The 15,439-nt window shown below is 66.5% G+C and carries 15 protein-coding genes; 4 read left to right on the forward strand and 11 right to left on the reverse strand.

What is annotated here, in order from left to right; genetic code table 11:
• Position 1 precedes the first annotated feature (1 nt).
• Together A5733_RS11530 and A5733_RS11535 are read right to left on the reverse strand one after the other, a co-directional pair.
• Positions 2–871, reverse strand: a complete 870-nt coding sequence (locus tag A5733_RS11530) for an ABC transporter permease (protein WP_067772647.1) — start codon at positions 869–871, stop codon at positions 2–4.
• A gap of 443 nt (positions 872–1,314) precedes the next feature.
• Positions 1,315–1,644 carry a helix-turn-helix transcriptional regulator gene (locus A5733_RS11535; RefSeq protein WP_076240212.1) on the reverse strand — a complete coding sequence of 110 codons (330 nt, stop codon included), beginning with the start codon at positions 1,642–1,644 and terminating at the stop codon, positions 1,315–1,317.
• A 95-nt stretch (positions 1,645–1,739) separates the two neighbouring features.
• Here A5733_RS11535 and A5733_RS11540 point away from each other — a divergent pair, with 95 nt between their 5' ends.
• Together A5733_RS11540 and A5733_RS11545 are read left to right on the forward strand one after the other, a co-directional pair.
• Positions 1,740–2,951 (forward strand): MFS transporter, encoded by a 1,212-nt coding sequence (locus A5733_RS11540; protein WP_076240213.1) that lies wholly within the window; start codon positions 1,740–1,742, stop codon positions 2,949–2,951.
• Positions 2,952–3,005: 54 nt separating this feature from the next.
• Positions 3,006–4,031, forward strand: a complete 1,026-nt coding sequence (locus tag A5733_RS11545) for an NAD(P)H-dependent glycerol-3-phosphate dehydrogenase (protein WP_067772655.1) — start codon at positions 3,006–3,008, stop codon at positions 4,029–4,031.
• A 3-nt stretch (positions 4,032–4,034) separates the two neighbouring features.
• On the opposite strand, the gene A5733_RS11550 is transcribed toward A5733_RS11545, so the two are convergent.
• The 4 genes from A5733_RS11550 to A5733_RS11565 form a co-directional block, all read right to left on the reverse strand.
• On the reverse strand, positions 4,035–4,547 hold the full coding sequence (locus A5733_RS11550) for a hypothetical protein (RefSeq protein WP_067772658.1): 513 nt from the start codon (positions 4,545–4,547) through the stop codon (positions 4,035–4,037).
• A 51-nt stretch (positions 4,548–4,598) separates the two neighbouring features.
• A complete protein-coding gene (locus A5733_RS11555) occupies positions 4,599–4,910 on the reverse strand; it encodes a hypothetical protein (RefSeq protein ID WP_082957789.1) in 312 nt (103 codons plus the stop codon).
• A 128-nt stretch (positions 4,911–5,038) separates the two neighbouring features.
• Positions 5,039–6,547 carry a cell wall metabolism sensor histidine kinase WalK gene (locus tag A5733_RS11560; RefSeq protein WP_067772661.1) on the reverse strand — a complete coding sequence of 503 codons (1,509 nt, stop codon included), beginning with the start codon at positions 6,545–6,547 and terminating at the stop codon, positions 5,039–5,041.
• Between the two features lie 7 nt (positions 6,548–6,554).
• Entirely contained in the window at positions 6,555–7,328 is a 774-nt protein-coding gene (locus A5733_RS11565; RefSeq protein WP_067772664.1) for a response regulator transcription factor, read from the reverse strand.
• Positions 7,329–7,816: 488 nt separating this feature from the next.
• Between A5733_RS11565 and A5733_RS11570 the strand changes: the two genes are divergently transcribed.
• The gene (locus A5733_RS11570) at positions 7,817–9,979 is read left to right on the forward strand and encodes a bifunctional SulP family inorganic anion transporter/carbonic anhydrase (RefSeq protein ID WP_067772667.1); all 2,163 of its coding nucleotides are present in this window, start codon (positions 7,817–7,819) and stop codon (positions 9,977–9,979) included.
• 83 nt (positions 9,980–10,062) lie between these two features.
• Here A5733_RS11570 and htpX read toward each other — a convergent pair whose 3' ends face one another.
• Together htpX and grcC1 are read right to left on the reverse strand one after the other, a co-directional pair.
• The gene (gene htpX, locus A5733_RS11575; protein ID WP_067772670.1) at positions 10,063–10,938 is read right to left on the reverse strand and encodes a zinc metalloprotease HtpX; all 876 of its coding nucleotides are present in this window, start codon (positions 10,936–10,938) and stop codon (positions 10,063–10,065) included.
• Positions 10,939–11,012: 74 nt separating this feature from the next.
• On the reverse strand, positions 11,013–12,020 hold the full coding sequence (gene grcC1 / locus A5733_RS11580) for a nonaprenyl/(2E,6E)-farnesyl/geranylgeranyl diphosphat synthase (RefSeq protein ID WP_198938773.1): 1,008 nt from the start codon (positions 12,018–12,020) through the stop codon (positions 11,013–11,015).
• Positions 12,021–12,041: 21 nt separating this feature from the next.
• Between grcC1 and menJ the strand changes: the two genes are divergently transcribed.
• On the forward strand, positions 12,042–13,262 hold the full coding sequence (gene menJ, locus A5733_RS11585; protein WP_076240215.1) for a menaquinone reductase: 1,221 nt from the start codon (positions 12,042–12,044) through the stop codon (positions 13,260–13,262).
• 6 nt (positions 13,263–13,268) lie between these two features.
• Here menJ and A5733_RS11590 read toward each other — a convergent pair whose 3' ends face one another.
• From A5733_RS11590 to A5733_RS11600, 3 genes are all read right to left on the reverse strand, one after another.
• Positions 13,269–13,751: a TspO/MBR family protein gene (locus A5733_RS11590; RefSeq protein WP_076240216.1), complete on the reverse strand. Its 483-nt coding sequence runs from the start codon at positions 13,749–13,751 to the stop codon at positions 13,269–13,271.
• A 262-nt stretch (positions 13,752–14,013) separates the two neighbouring features.
• Positions 14,014–14,295, reverse strand: a complete 282-nt coding sequence (locus A5733_RS11595; RefSeq protein WP_067772682.1) for a pyrimidine/purine nucleoside phosphorylase — start codon at positions 14,293–14,295, stop codon at positions 14,014–14,016.
• A 60-nt stretch (positions 14,296–14,355) separates the two neighbouring features.
• On the reverse strand, positions 14,356–15,291 hold the full coding sequence (locus tag A5733_RS11600; protein WP_076240217.1) for a GTP-binding protein: 936 nt from the start codon (positions 15,289–15,291) through the stop codon (positions 14,356–14,358).
• Between the last annotated feature and the right edge of the window lie 148 nt (positions 15,292–15,439).

Below are 15,439 nucleotides of genomic sequence, written 5' to 3' on the forward strand. Positions count from 1 at the left end.
GTCACAGCCCGACCCGCGGGAACAACATGATGTAGAGCTGGCTGATCGCGACGTTGACCACCATCAGCAGCAGGATCGATTCCACCACCGCGGCGTTCACCGAGTTCGCCACCCCGGTCGGACCACCCTTGGTGGACAGCCCCTTCTGACACGAGACGACCGCGACGATGGCGCCGAAGATCACCGCCTTGACCAGAGCCACGATCATGTCGCCGGTGGTGGCGAACGAGGCGAAGGTTGCCACGAAGCTGCCGGGAGCCCCGTTCTGGAAGTACACGTTGAACAGGAAGCTGGCCAGGAAGCCGACGAAGCACACCACCCCGGTGAGCGCGACGCCGATCATGATGGCCGCGGCAAAACGCGGCACCACCAACCGCTGGATCACCGAGACGCCCATGACTTCCATGGCATCGGTCTCCTCACGCATGGTGCGCGACCCCAGATCGGCGGTGATGGCCGAGCCGACCGCGGCCGCCATGAGCACGGCGGCGGTCAGCGAGGCGGCCTGCCGGATGACCGCCAACCCGCTGGCGGCGCCGGCCAGTGACGTGGCGCCCACCTGCCCGGCCAACAGCGCGAACTGAATCGAGAGGGTGACCCCGATCGGCAAGGCCACCAGCACGGTGGGAACCACGGCCGTGCCCGCCATGAACGCGCCCTGACGGATGAACTCCTGCCATTGGAACCGGCCCGTCACCAGGTCGACGAACAAGGTCTGAAGGGTGCGGACCCCCAGAACGAACTGATCCCCGACCGTGGTGAGCGATGCGAGCGGATGGCGCCTGGCATAGCCGGTGGCCCATTTCTCGATGGCGTCGACTCCCCGGTCCGGTTCGACCCCATCGGAGACGCTCTCGGGCGGCGCCGTCATCCTCTCTCATTAAGCAGAAGCACCAGCAACAATGAACCCTCCCCAGGCCCGAGGTACGGCCGCCTTCGGCCGGATAACTCAGCAGTGGTTCGCACCGTAGCCTCGGGACTCGACGCGCGTCAACGTTTTGCCGAATTCTCATTTACTTAGTGAGCCCGGCTCAGCATCTTCCGGCAAACGAACCGCCGCGGCCGGCTCGAGACCGCCGGGGCGCGATATCTGGGTGGCGACGTTTCATTTCCCGGATCACCTGTAAACACAGTGGATTCAGGGCGACGTACGCCTCACCGATGTCCACGGCGGCCCAGCCGGCGAGCTCGATCGACGGCGTCCGGTCGCCGGCGGGATGCCCGCACAACGGAATCCGTGGCCGGTATGCATATTAACTTTGCCGATGGTGGTGAAACCGTCGAAAAACTGGTCAAAAGTTCGCCGGCCGGATGTCAGCCGCTGGAGTCGGCCTCCCGGTTGGCCTGGGCCACGACTGCGGCCAACAGGCCCGGCATCGCGGCCTCGACGTCGTCGACGCGCAACCGTTGATGGGTGTGCCCGTCGCCGGGTGTCCGCACGATCAGGCCGGCATCACGCAGGATGTTGAAGTGGTGGGTGGCGGTCGACTTGTTGATGCCGTCGTAGAGCGCCGCGCACTTGACCGGCTCACCCGCGTTGTGCAGCCGCCGCACCATTTCCAACCGGACCGGATCCTGCAACGCACTCAGGACCTGGTGGATCGGCGCGACTGCGAGGGTCTCGATCGTCGGCGCCTGTGCCATGTGCCCGCCACCCCAAAATAAGTTTGATGGTCATCAAACCTGACGTAGGCTCGACCAGGTTCGATGAACATCAAACTACCGGACGGGGTGAGCAGATGACGTCGGTTTCGGCAGAACATCCACTCGACACCGACGGCCAGCGCTGGGCCTATCCCCTCCTGCTCGTCTTCAGCGGTGTGGCCCTGGGCGTCTCCGGCCTGCCCGCGCCGCTGTACGGGATCTACGAGACGGCGTGGCATCTCACCCCGCTGGCCACCACTGTCGTGTTCGCGGCGTACGCCCTGGCCGCCCTGGCCGCCGTGCTGGTCTCCGGCCGCATCTCCGATGTGATCGGCCGCAAACCGGTGTTGGTGGGCGCACTCGTCGCGATGCTCGTCGGCCTCGGCGTGTTCCTGGTCGCCGACAACATGGCGCTGCTCCTGCTCGCCCGCGTCATCCACGGCGCCGCCATCGGCTCGATCGTGGTCGTGACCGCCGCCGCCCTGCTCGACCTGCGCCCGCACCGGGGCGTGCGCTCCGGTCAACTCAGCGGCGTGGCGTTCAACATCGGCATGACCGTGGCGATCATCGGATCCGCCGTGCTCGCGCAGTACGCCCCACATCCGTTGCGCACGCCCTACGCCGTGGTCGCGGTGATCTGCGTGCTCGTGGGCGTCGGCGTCCTGGCCCTGCGCGAAACCCACACCGTCCGCTCCACCGGACCCATCCGGATCTCGAAACCCGCAGTGGCCAAAGAAATCCGGGCTGACTTCTGGTTCGCCGCACTCGGCGCGATGGCCTCCTGGTCGGTGCTCGGCGTGCTGCTGTCGCTGTATCCGTCACTGGCCGCCCGCCAGACCCACATCGACAACCTGGTGTTCGGTGGCGCCGTCGTGGCCGTCACCGCCTTCGCCGCGGCGATGGCCCAGTTGGCCGCCACCCGCATCCCGGCGCACCGCTCGGCGATCGTCGGCGACGTCGGCATGGCGGTCACGCTGGCCTTGACCGTCCCGGTGCTGCTCACCCACTCGTGGCCCCTGGTGTTCGCCGCGGCGGCGCTGCTGGGCGCGACGTTCGGGCTCGGGTTCGGCGGATCGCTACGGCACCTGTCCCACGTGGTCCCGGCCGCCCAGCGCGGTGAGACCATGTCCGCGTTCTACCTCCTGGCCTACACCGCGATGGCGGTCCCGACGCTGCTGGCCGGCTGGGCCGCCACCCGCTGGGATCTGGACACCGTCTTCCCGTGGTTCGCCGGCGCGGTCGCCACGGCATGCCTGGCAGCCGCACTCATCGGCGCGCTGAGCCGGCGTCGCCGCGCCACCGGGTGACCCAGTTCGGCAACTTGGGCTCCCCCAGCGCCACTCGGCAATACGCTGATCGCCATGGCACCAGCGCAACGAGAACCCAACGTCGTCGTCCTCGGCGGAGGATCGTGGGGCACCACCGTGGCCTCCATCTGTGCCCGGCGCGGACCGACCCTGCAGTGGGTGCGCTCGGAGGAGACCGCCAAGGACATCAACGACAACCACCGCAATTCACGCTATCTCGGTGACGAAGTCGCATTACCCGAAAGCCTCAAGGCCACCGTCGATTTCAGTGAGGCGGCGCACTGCGCCGACGTGATCGTGATGGGGGTGCCGTCGCACGGGTTCCGTGGCGTGCTCACCGAGCTGGCTCGCGAACTGCGCCCCTGGGTGCCGGTGGTCTCGCTGGTGAAAGGCCTGGAACAGGGCACCAACAAACGGATGAGCGAGATCGTCGACGAGGTGCTGCCCGGCCACCCCGCCGGCATCCTGGCCGGGCCGAACATCGCGCGCGAAGTCGCCGAGGGTTACGCCGCTGCCGCGGTACTGGCCATGCCCGACCAACATCTCGCGGCCAAACTCGCAGAGTTGTTCCGCACCAAGCGGTTTCGGACCTACACCACCGATGACGTGATCGGTGTGGAGATGGCCGGGGCGCTCAAGAACGTCTACGCCATCGCGGTGGGCATGGGCTACTCACTGGGCATCGGCGAGAACACCCGCGCGATGGTGATGGCGCGGGCGGTGCGCGAGATGGCCAAACTCGGCGAGGCCATGGGTGGGCAACGCGACACCTTCGCGGGCCTGGCCGGTATGGGCGATCTCATCGTCACCTGTACCAGCCAACGCAGCCGCAACCGGCACGTCGGCGAACAACTCGGCTCCGGAAAGAAGGTCGAGGAGATCATCGCCTCGATGAACCAGGTGGCCGAGGGGGTCAAGGCGGCCAGCGTCATCATGGAGTTCGCCGACAACTACGGGCTCAACATGCCGATCGCCCGTGAGGTGGACCGCGTCATCAACCACGGCCACTCCGTCGAGGACGCCTATCAGGGGTTGATGATCGAAAAACCCGGGCACGAGGTACACGGGTCGGGGTTCTGAACCTCAGCCGATCGTGAAGGTGGGCTTGAAGTCCGATTCCTGCTCGCCGATGACGAAGCTGCCCGACGGGCTGATCACGAAGCCCGACTGGTTGCGTCCGTCGATGCACGACGTCGTCACCCCGTCGGTACCGCAGCTGATCGTCTGATAACTGATCCGCGAGTTGGCCGGCAACGGCTTGGCCTCGCCGACGACGGCGAACACCGGGGCCGGCGAACTGGCGAACCCGGGCACCCCGGGGCCACCGCTGACCAGGTTGGCGCCGTTGGGTGCGGCCGGAATCGGCCCGCTGCACCCGTAACTGCCGCTGCGCTGCAGCACACACGTGAGGCCTTCCGGCGCGCTGAACGCGTACCAGTTGTTGTCCATCACGGCATATTCAGAGGTCTTGACCGGCGCGTAGGCGTTCACGTTGGGAACGACCGGCGGCGGCGGCGGATCCGCTTGCGCAATCCCGGGCCCGCTCATCACCGCTGCGGCGGCACCCACCAGGCCAATCAGCACTCTGCTCAGCACGCCGTCACCCTAACGTGCGGCGGTGAGGCGGTCCACCGCTGCAGGAATCGGCTATTTACCCCCGCAGGCCAGGTCGACGTAAACCGTGGTGTACCGGACACGCTCCTCGGTGTTGCCCCGCGGCGCGGCCTTGAGTTCGGTGATGTCGCGGCCGGGCCGGACCGCCTTGACGTTGCAGTCGCTGATCGAGCCGCTGCCGACCCGCGACAGGATGACGCGGTAGCCCTCGTCCTCCAACTGCTTGATGGTCTGCTGGGCCGACCCGGTGCCACCCGGTGCAGCGGCGGCCGGTGCTGCCGGCGCGCCCAATGCCAGACCGGCTCCGACGATGGCGACGGCAAGACTTTTCCAGATGTTCATCATTGAATTACCTGGCCTTTCCCTTACTGAGGTAGGTCCAGCCTAAGGAGCCAATTTGCCGGGGTCTATCAACTCATATTGAACGCATACGTATTTCTGCATACGGCCCGACGGTCAAAGAGTATTCAGGCCTAATTCATATTTTTTGCCTGCGCGGCAACCGTCTCCGGCGCGACCTCGCGGGCGAGCGGGATACGCACGGTGAACACCGTCCTCCCAGGTCTGGACTCCACAGCAACCGTGCCGTTGTGCGCTTCGATGATGGATGCCACGATGGCCAGCCCCAGGCCGGTGCTGCCCAATTCGCGGGAGCGCGATTTATCGGCCCGGACAAACCTGCCGAACAAATTCGGCAACAATTCGGCATCAATTCCGGGACCGTCGTCGGCGACGGTCAATATCGCGGAATCGTCTGCCTCGGTCAATGCGATCGTGACGGTCACACCGGGCGGCGTGTGCACCGCCGCATTGGTCAACAGGTTGCTCAGCACCTGGTGCAACCGGGCCAGGTCACCGCGCACCCACATCGGGTCGTCCGGTAGCTCGGCCACCCAATGATGATCGGGCGCCCCGACCGCCACATCGTTGACCGCGTCGACCGCGAGGTCACTCAGGTCCACATCGTCGGTCTCCAGCTCTTGGCCCTCACTCAACCGGGACAACAGCAACAGGTCGCTGACCAACCCCGTCATCCGGCGGGCTTCGGCCTCGATACGGGCCAACGCGTATTCGGTGGTCGGCGGAAGGTTTGCACTGTCCTGCCGGGTCAGCTCGGCGTAGCCCTGGATGGCCGCCAACGGGGTGCGCAGCTCGTGGCTGGCATCGGTGAGGAACTGCCAGGTCCGTCGATCGGACTCGGCCAACGCCGCCAACGCACTGTCGACGTTGACCAGCAGCCGGTTGAGCGTGTCACCGACCAGGCCGACCTCGGTGTCTGGATCGGTGTCCCGGTCCCGGACGCGCGTGGTGATGCGGTGATCGCCGACGTTCAACTGCAACGTCGCCACCTTCGCCGCCGTCGCCGCCACCCGGCTCAACGGACGCAGCGCGATGCGCACCACCGCGATGGTGCCCAGGGCGGTGACGATGAGCGCCAGCACGATCATCACCGCCACCGTCACCGACTTGCGGGCGATCACCATGTTCGCGCTGTCCATCGACACCCCGGAGACGAGTACGTCTCCATCCCCCACGATGTGGCTGGCCAGCCGGTAGGAGCCCAGCGCCGGCAGCTTCACCGTGCGGCGATCGTCGTCGGTCCAGCTGTACTGGTCGAGCGCACGGGTGACGGCGACGGGCGCCGGATGCGGCTCACCGTCGGAGAACACCGCCGACTGGATCACCTCACCGTCGTGCAGCACCGCGATCAGGTTGCCCGGTGCCTGCCCGACGAATGCGGTGAGAGCCTCGGCATCGCCGGTCAGCTCGTGCCCGGCCTGCTTGTCGCGCAGCTTGTCATAGGAGTGGGTGAACGCCGCCAGCGACCGCGACACCTCGGTATCGCTCATCGTCGTCACATAGGTGTGCAGGCTGTAGACCGACAGCGCACCGACTGCGAACAGCACAACCGTGACGATCGCGCTGACTCCCAGCACCAACCGCCTGCGCAGTGAACGCGGCCCCCATCGTCTGGGCGGCATCAATGCATCATGACGCGGGCCGCAGCATATAGCCAACCCCGCGCACGGTGTGGATCATCGGCTCACGGTCGGTGTCGACCTTTTTACGCAGATAGGAGATGTACAGGTCGACGATGCTGGACTTGCCGCCGAACCCGTAGTTCCACACCCGGTCGAGGATCTCCGCGCGGCTCAACGCCCGGCGCGGGTTGCGCATCAGATAGCGCAAGAGCTCGAATTCGGTGACGGTCAGGTTGATGGGCTCACCGCCACGGGTGACCTCGCGGCTCGCCCCGTCGAGCACCATGTCCCCGACCTTGAGGGTCTCGTCGGCCGGCGGTGTGGTGTGGCTGGACCGGCGCAGCAATCCGCGCAGCCGAGCCACCAACTCCTCCAAACTGAAGGGCTTGGTCATGTAGTCATCGGCGCCTGCGGTCAAGCCGGAGACTCGGTCGATCACCGAATCCCTGGCGGTCAAGAACAGCGTGGGCGTGTAGCCGTCGGCCTCACGGACCCGCTGCAGGATCTGCAGCCCGTCGATATCGGGCAGCATGATGTCGAGCACCACCACATCGGGCTCGATCTCGTCGAACTTCGCCACGGCGTCATGGCCGTTGTGGGCGACGTCGACTTCCCAACCCTCGTAGTGCAGGGCCATCTTGACCAGGTTTGTCAGCGCCGGCTCGTCGTCGACCAGCAACACGCGGATGGGAGATCCGTCTGCACGGTGAATCTTCGGCAACTGTCCGAGGATCGCCTGCCGCGGCTGCTGGGCACGGGGGGAAACCGACATCGTGGTCATATTTCCATTGTGCGGAGCGCACAGAGCATTGTCACGGAGTTCATATGGAGTTCTAAGACGACGCCTTGCCACGACCGTTCTATGACGTAGGTCACCATCAAGATCAACCGTGATCCAGCCAGAGTCTTTGCAATACAAACCTTTTCGGAACCTTTTTCGGAACCAAAAGGTGAACATTCGGTGTCACGACCGGACGACGTTCGGCCATTCAGGCTGGCTGACAGGCATATTCGCGCCGGGACACATACCCGAAACATTTGGGTTCTCTATGCATGACACCGAATGCCTTGCACCTGTTCACAGCGATAAATACGCTCGCCCACAGCAATTGGATGTAGGCGAGCCACAACTGGACCATAAGTCGACTTGTGTCGTTGTGCGCTCCAACGCTTTTCGAGGTTGTCCTGGAGACAACGTCGTCGAATATCTGTGCGCGGGCCCGCAGCGTGGCGGGCCCGCACATCACCAGTTCCAGACGGAGGCGCGCAATGCAGCAAACGACCCCACTCGCAGAACGGGCCCGCGCCATTCTGCGCTACGACCTACCTGCCTCCCTGGTGGTGTTCCTGGTCGCCCTGCCGTTGTCGCTCGGCATTGCCGTGGCCTCCGGCGCGCCAGTGCTGGCCGGCATTATCGCCGCGATCGTCGGCGGCATCATCGTCGGCGCCCTGGGTGGATCACCGTTGCAGGTCAGCGGCCCGGCCGCCGGCCTGACCGTGGTGGTCGCCGGGTTGATCTCCCAGTTCGGCTGGGCGGTCACCTGCGCGATCACCGTGGGCGCAGGCGTGCTGCAGGTGCTGTTCGGCCTGAGCCGGATAGCGCGTGCCGCGCTGGCCATCTCCCCGGTGGTGGTGCACGCGATGCTGGCCGGTATCGGCGTCACCATCGCGCTGCAGCAGGTCCACGTGTTGCTCGGCGGCAGCTCCAACAGCTCGGCCTGGGCCAACATCTCTGAACTGCCCGCCCAGCTGATGAGCGCCCACTGGCCCGCCGTGCTGCTGGGCGTGCTGGTGATCGTCACCCTGGTGGGATGGCGCTGGGTCCCGGCCCCGATCAACAAGGTGCCGGCCCCGCTCGTCGCGATCGTGGGTGTGACGGCCTTGTCGGTGCTGGCACCGTTCGACGTCAGCCGCATCGAGATCAACGAATCGCTGATCGATGCGCTGGCACTGCCCAGCCTGCCGGACGGCAACTGGGCCGCGTTCGCCGGCGGCATCTTGACCATCGCGCTCATCGCGAGCGTGGAAAGCCTGCTGTCAGCGGTATCCGTCGACCGGATGCACAACGGGCCGCGCACCAACTTCGACCGCGAGATGATCGGCCAGGGCACGGCCAACATGGTCTCCGGTGCGATCGGCGGCCTGCCGGTCACCGGTGTCATCGTGCGCAGCTCCACCAACGTGGCCTCCGGCGCACGTACCCGCGCCTCGGCAATCATGCACGGGGTGTGGGTGCTGGCCTTCGCCGTACCTTTTGCCGGCCTGGCCCAGATGATCCCGACCGCCGCACTGGCCGGCCTGCTCATCATGATCGGCCTGCGTCTGGTGAACCGGGCCCACATCGAAACCGCAAGGCTCACCGGCGATTTGGCGGTCTACCTGATCACCATCTTGTGCGTGGTGTTCCTCAACCTGCTCGAAGGCGTGGCGATCGGCCTGGTGTTGGCGATCGCGCTGACGGTGTGGCGAGTGGTGCGCACCAAGATTCACGCTGAGCCGGCCGGCCAGGACGATTGGCGGGTCACCATCGAAGGATCCTGCACCTTCCTGTCGCTGCCCAAGCTGACGAAAACCCTTGCCTCCGTGCCCGCCGACGCCGATGTCACGGTGGAACTGTCCGTCGACTTCATCGACCACGCCGCCCATCAGGCCATCGAGGACTGGTGCCGTCAGCACCGCGCCGCAGGCAACAACGTCGACCTGCACGACCTGGGGGCCGTCGAAATGGACAGTGCGGTACTGGGACCGCCGATCCGCAACTTCACCCCGTTCGACAAGCGTTCGGGCGTGGTGCCGTGGAGCTCCTGGCAGCCGGAGAAGACCCCGTCGGTGCTCCACGGACTGGCCGCCTACCACCGCCGCACCGCTCCGGTCCTGCGCCCGCACATGCAGGAACTGACGCACGCACAGAACCCCGAGACACTGTTCTTGACCTGCGCCGATTCCCGAGTGGTGCCCAACGTCATCACCAGTAGCGGGCCCGGTGACCTGTTCACGGTGCGCAACGTCGGCAACATGGTCCCCGCGGGACAAACCGACGAGTCGATCGAGGCGGCCATCGCCTTCGCCGTCGACAAGCTCGACGTCGACTCGATCGTGGTGTGCGGGCACTCCAGCTGCGGGGCGATGACCGCGCTGCTCGGCAAGACCGACCCGGGTGACGAGAACCTGAAATCCTGGCTGTCCCATGGTGATCCGTCGCTGACGGCGTTCGACGGCGGACGCCACCCGGTCGCCGTGTCGGCCGCCGAAGCCGGCTTCGGCACTGTCGACCAGCTGTCCATGGTGAATGTCGCGGTGCAGGTGCAAACCTTGCAGTCACACCCATTGGCCCGCCGGGTCAACGTGATCGGGCTGTTCTACGACATCGCCAGCGCCGCGGTGCTGCGGGTGACGCCCACCCATGTCGAGCAGCTGGCCGGCGTCGCTTAAGGACCCAGACAGCCGAACGGCCAGTTATGTCACGCAGAGCACAAAGAAGCGTGCCATAACTGGCCACTCGCCCTTGCTGGAGATCAGTAGTGACCCGGACCCCGGCCGGCCATGTCTTCCAGGCGACGGATGCGGTCGGCGATCGGCGGGTGGGTGGAGAACAGCTTGCCGATGCGCTCGCCGGCACGGAACGGGCTGGCGATCATCAGATGTGCTTGATCGGCCAGCTGCGGCTGCGGGGGCAGCGGGGCCGCCTCCACCCCACCGGAGATCTTGCGCAGGGCCGAGGCCAAAGCCAGTGGGTCGCCGGTCAATTCGGCACCGGACTGGTCGGCCTGGTACTCACGCTGGCGGGACACCGCCATCCGCACCACGGTGGCCGCGATCGGGCCGAGCAGCGAAACCAGCAGCATCGCAAGCGGATTGCTGCCCTCACGGTTACCGCCGAACATTCCGGCGAACATCGCCATGTTGGCCAGGGCGGTGATCACCGACGCCATTGCGCCGGCCACGCACGAGATCAGGATGTCGCGGTTGTAGACGTGCGACAGCTCATGTCCGAGGACCGCACGCAACTCACGCTCGTTGAGGAGCTGCAGAATGCCGGTGGTGCAGCACACCGCGGCATTGCGCGGGTTGCGGCCGGTGGCGAAGGCGTTCGGGTTGGCGGTGTCGGAAATGTACAGGCGTGGCATCGGCTGATGCGCCGTGGTGGCCAACTCCCGCACGATCCGGTAGATCTCAGGGGCTTGCACCTCGGTGATCGGCTGGGCGTGCATCGCCCGCAGCGCCATCTTGTCGCTGTTGAAGTACACGTAGACGTTCATGCCGACGGCGAACAGCACCGCCAGGTACATCACGTTGCGACCGAACAACGAGCCGACGAACACGATCAACGCCGAGAAACCGACCAGCAACAGGAATGTCTTGATTCGGTTCGCGTGCGGGTTCCACGTCATCGCAGTTTCCTCCTAGGAACTACTCGGCAACCTTCGCTGATTAAACGCTCAGTTACCCGGCGCGGTTCCGCAGATCAGCCGTGCCGGTGCACCGTGTAATCGACGAGGGTGGCCAGTGCGTCACGTCCTGGGCCGGCCGGAAGGCTGGCCAGCTCATCACGGGCCTGCGCCGCGTACTCGGCGACGACCTCCTTGGCGCGCGTCATGCCGGGCGAGCGCCGCAGCAGCCCCAGCGCCTCGGCCACGTCCTCGTCGCGTTCGACCGGACCGATCAGCAGCTCGCGCAGCCGGTCGGCATCCGGGCCTGACTCCCGCAACGCGTAGAGCACCGGCAGGGTGTGTACCCCTTCGCGCAGGTCGGTGCCGGGGACCTTGCCCGATTCGTCGGGATCGCTGTCGATGTCGATGATGTCGTCGGAGATCTGGAACGCGGTCCCCACGATGCCGCCCAGCCGGTGCAGCCGCTCGACCTGTTCGGCGTCGGCGCCGGAGAACGTCGCCCCGAACCGGCCTGAGGCCGCGATCAGGCAGGCGGTCTTCTCGTACACGACCTTGAGGTAGTGGTCGACGGAGTCGACATGCTCGGCCGCGCCGCGGGTCTCGCGCATCTGGCCCGTCACCAATTGGGCGAATGTGTCAGCAATCACACGAACCGCGTCGGGTCCGAGCCGCGAAACCAGCCGCGACGCCGTGGCGAACAGGTAATCGCCGGCCAGGATCGCGATGTTGTTGCCCCAGCGGGCGTTGGCGCTCGGTGCGCCGCGCCGCATCTGGGCCTCGTCCATCACGTCGTCGTGATACAGCGTGGCCAGGTGCACCAGCTCGATCACCGCACCGGCGATCGCCACCTCCGGATCATCGGGCCGGGGCCCCAACGACGCCGAGAGCACGGTGAACAGCGGACGGAAGCGTTTGCCGCCGGCTTGGAACAGATGCTGCACCGCCTCGGCCATGAGCTCATCGGCTTTGCCGAGCTCGTCAGACATCAGTTGTTCGATCCTGGCGACGCTGTCACGGACGTCGGCGGCGAACGCCGCGTCCCCGAAATCAACGCCTGCCACCACAGTCGCTGGTGTCCTCATTCGTCCAACATACTGGGAGCAATGGATATCAAGGCAGACGTGGTCGTTGTCGGCGCCGGACCGGCCGGGTCGGCGGCCGCCGCATGGGCAGCTCGAGCCGGTCGTGACGTACTCGTCGTCGACGCGGCGCAGTTCCCGCGGGACAAGTCCTGCGGCGACGGACTGACGCCGCGGGCGGTTGCCGAGCTGGAACGGCTCGGCATGGGCCCGTGGCTCGACACCCGGATCCGGCATCACGGCCTGCGGATGTCCGGATTCGGCTCCGACGTCGAAGTGCGGTGGCCCGGACCGTCGTTCCCGTCAACCGGAAGCGCGGTGCCGCGCACCGAACTCGACGACCGGATCCGCTCCGTCGCCGCCGACGACGGCGCCAAGATGCGGTTGGGGGTCAAAGCCGTTGGGGTGGATTACGACTCACGCGGACGGGTGGAGTCCGTACAGCTCGACGACGGCGCCAAGGTCGGCTGCTCACATCTGATCGTGGCCGACGGGGCCCGCTCCACCCTGGGCCGCGTGCTGGGCCGCACCTGGCACAAGGAAACCGTGTACGGCACCGCCATCCGCGGATACATCGCGACGCCGCGCGCCGACGAGCCGTGGATCACGTCGCATCTGGAGCTGCGTTCCCCCGAGGGCCAGGTGCTGCCCGGCTACGGCTGGATCTTCCCGCTGGGCAACGGTGAGGTGAACATCGGTGTGGGCGCGCTGGCGACCGCCAAACGTCCCGCTCATGCCGCCCTGCGTCCGCTGCTGTCGTACTACACCCAGCTGCGCCGCGAGGAGTGGGGTTTTTCCGGGGAGCCACGGGCCGCGCTGTCGGCGCTGCTGCCGATGGGCGGCGCGGTATCGGGAGTGGCCGGGCCGAACTGGATGCTGGTCGGCGACGCGGCAGCCTGCGTCAACCCGCTCAACGGCGAGGGCATCGACTACGGGCTGGAAACCGGACGGCTGGCCGCCGAACTGCTGGGCTCGGGCTCGTACGCGCAGTCCTGGCCCGCGGTGCTGCAGGAGCACTACGCCCACGGGTTCTCGATCGCCCGGCGGCTGGCCGTGCTGCTCACGCTGCCCCGGTTCCTGCCGGCCTCGGGTCCAGTGGCGATCCGCTCGTCGTTCCTGATGAACATCGCGGTGCGGGTGATGGGCAACCTGGTCACCGAAGAAGACGACGACTGGGTGGCCCGGGTGTGGCGGGGTGCGGGCCTGGCGTCGCGTCGCCTTGATCAGCGCAAGCCGTTCAGCTGATCGCCGTCACCTGCGGTTGAGCATCCAGATTCGGGTGGACAACGCCGTCGCGAAGGCACACCACAGCGGGTAGGGCGTGAGGATGGCGCCGGGCGCGCCCTGGGTCTGCACTGCGCGACGAGTGAGATCGGCGCTGCTGGCGGTCAAGACCGCGGCGGTGACGGCTGCGACGCCGAGCTGCCGCCGGGTGAAGAACACCCACGACCACGCGGCGTTGACGATGAGGTTGCCGGCCAGTGCGGCGGTGTAGGCGCGCGCCTCGTCTTGCTGGCCTTCGGCGCGCAACCGATCGAGCGTGCGGGCTGAAGTGACCGCGATGTCGGCATAGAGGATCGGCCAGACGATCGGAAAGGCTTGGCGGGGCGGCTGAAATGAGGGCTTGCGCAGCTTTTCGTACCACTTCGATTGAGCCGGGCGGCTGGCCAGCCCGCCGACGATCGACGTGGCCAGCGTTGCAGAGGCCGTCTTTACCAAGGTGATCGGGCGCATGTCGTTCTGATTACCCCGCGTCGTCGCTTTTTACCCGTGGGTCGTGATCGGCGTCTTGGCACCGCCCTGGAGTAGAAATCGGCGCAATGGCGTGGCAGGCCCAGTCACCGATTTCTACCCAGGGGTCGCGACTGCACGCCATCAACAGCCCCGAGGTAGAAATTCGCGGGCGCGTCACGGGCCCACTCACCGATTTCTACCCAGGGGTCGCGACTGAACGCCATCAACAGCCCTGGGGTAGAAACCGGCGCAGAGGCGTGGCTCAGCGGTACTCGCAGAGGTAAGCCGTCTCCACCTCGACGCGGACCTGGAACTTGCTGTCCGCGGGCACCGTGAATTGCTCACCGGCCGCGAAAGTTTCCCACTCCTCGCGGCCCGGCAGCTTGACGGTCAGCGCACCCGAGACCACCCGCATGATCTCGAGCTGGGAGGTACCGAACTCGTATTCGCCGACGGCCATGACGCCGACGGTCGCCGGGCCCTGTTGCGTCGCGAAGGCGATCGAGGCGACGTCGCCGCCGAAGTACTCGTTGACCTTGAACAATGCGGCTCCTTGAATTCGGGTGAGTGGAAGGATAACCGGGCGCGAAACCGCTGCTGACGGCTACACCACGTACTTGAGCACCCCGAGCATCGCGTTCTCGTCGGCCGGCTCCTCGGTGCAGCGCGTCAGCCCGGCCAGCACCGCCGACGCGTCCATGCCGGTGCCGATCAACACCAATTCGGTGCCACCCCCACGCCGCTTTTCGAAGCGCAGCGAGCTTCCGACCAACTGCACCAGGAAGCGCTGCACACCGAAGTCGACGAAACCCTTTGCCCGGTACAGACCTTCGGGGCGGTCCTGCAGAAACTCCATGAACCGCCGGGGGTTCACCACGGCGTCGGTGCGGAACTCGACGCTCTGATACTCGGGGTGGTGATGATCGTGCTCATCGTGCAGCAGCTCATCGAAGGACAGCTGGGCCTGCGGCGCCCGTGACCGCGGCCGGTCGATCAGCAACTCGGGGTCGATGCGGGCAAATTCGGTGGGCAGCACGGGAACCCGCGGACTCTGCTCACGGATCCGCGCCGCCAGGCCCTCGAGGTCCGTGCACTCCGACGCCTTGTTGAGCACCACCAGATCGGCGACCCGCAACCCATGGCCGAGCTCGGGTTGCAGGCCGTCGACCACCAGCACCAGCCCGGCGTAGTGGAAGCGAGGATCATCGGTGGCGGTGATGGTGCGGGCCAGTGCGGCCGGCTCGGCGACACCGCTGGCCTCCACGACGATGAGGTCCAGCCGGGGTTTGACGGCCGCGAGCGTGCCGAGCATCTCGCCGGTTTCCTCCGCATCCACCACGCAGCAGATGCACCCGTTGGACAGTGAGGCCATCGCGTCGACCTGACCGGCCACCAGCATGGCGTCGATGTTGACCGCGCCGAAGTCGTTGACCAGCGCGCCGATGCGCACGCCGCGACTGTTGCGGAGCAGGTGATTGAGCAGCGTGGTCTTCCCGGCGCCGAGATGCCCGGCGACCGCCAGCACGGGTACCGATGTCACCGGGCCATCGTAGGCGGTGGCCTGAATCCCGAGACCGGTGTTCTCGGCAACCTCCTCGGCGGCTAAGTTAATGCTGGTTCCCCCGCTGGCGGGCCGAAACGCCGCGGCGAGCCCCCGCCTGAAGCGTCACGATCGACGAATCACAAAC

It is taken from the genome of Mycobacterium sp. NS-7484, from assembly GCF_001953975.1.
GTDB lineage: Bacteria > Actinomycetota > Actinomycetes > Mycobacteriales > Mycobacteriaceae > Mycobacterium.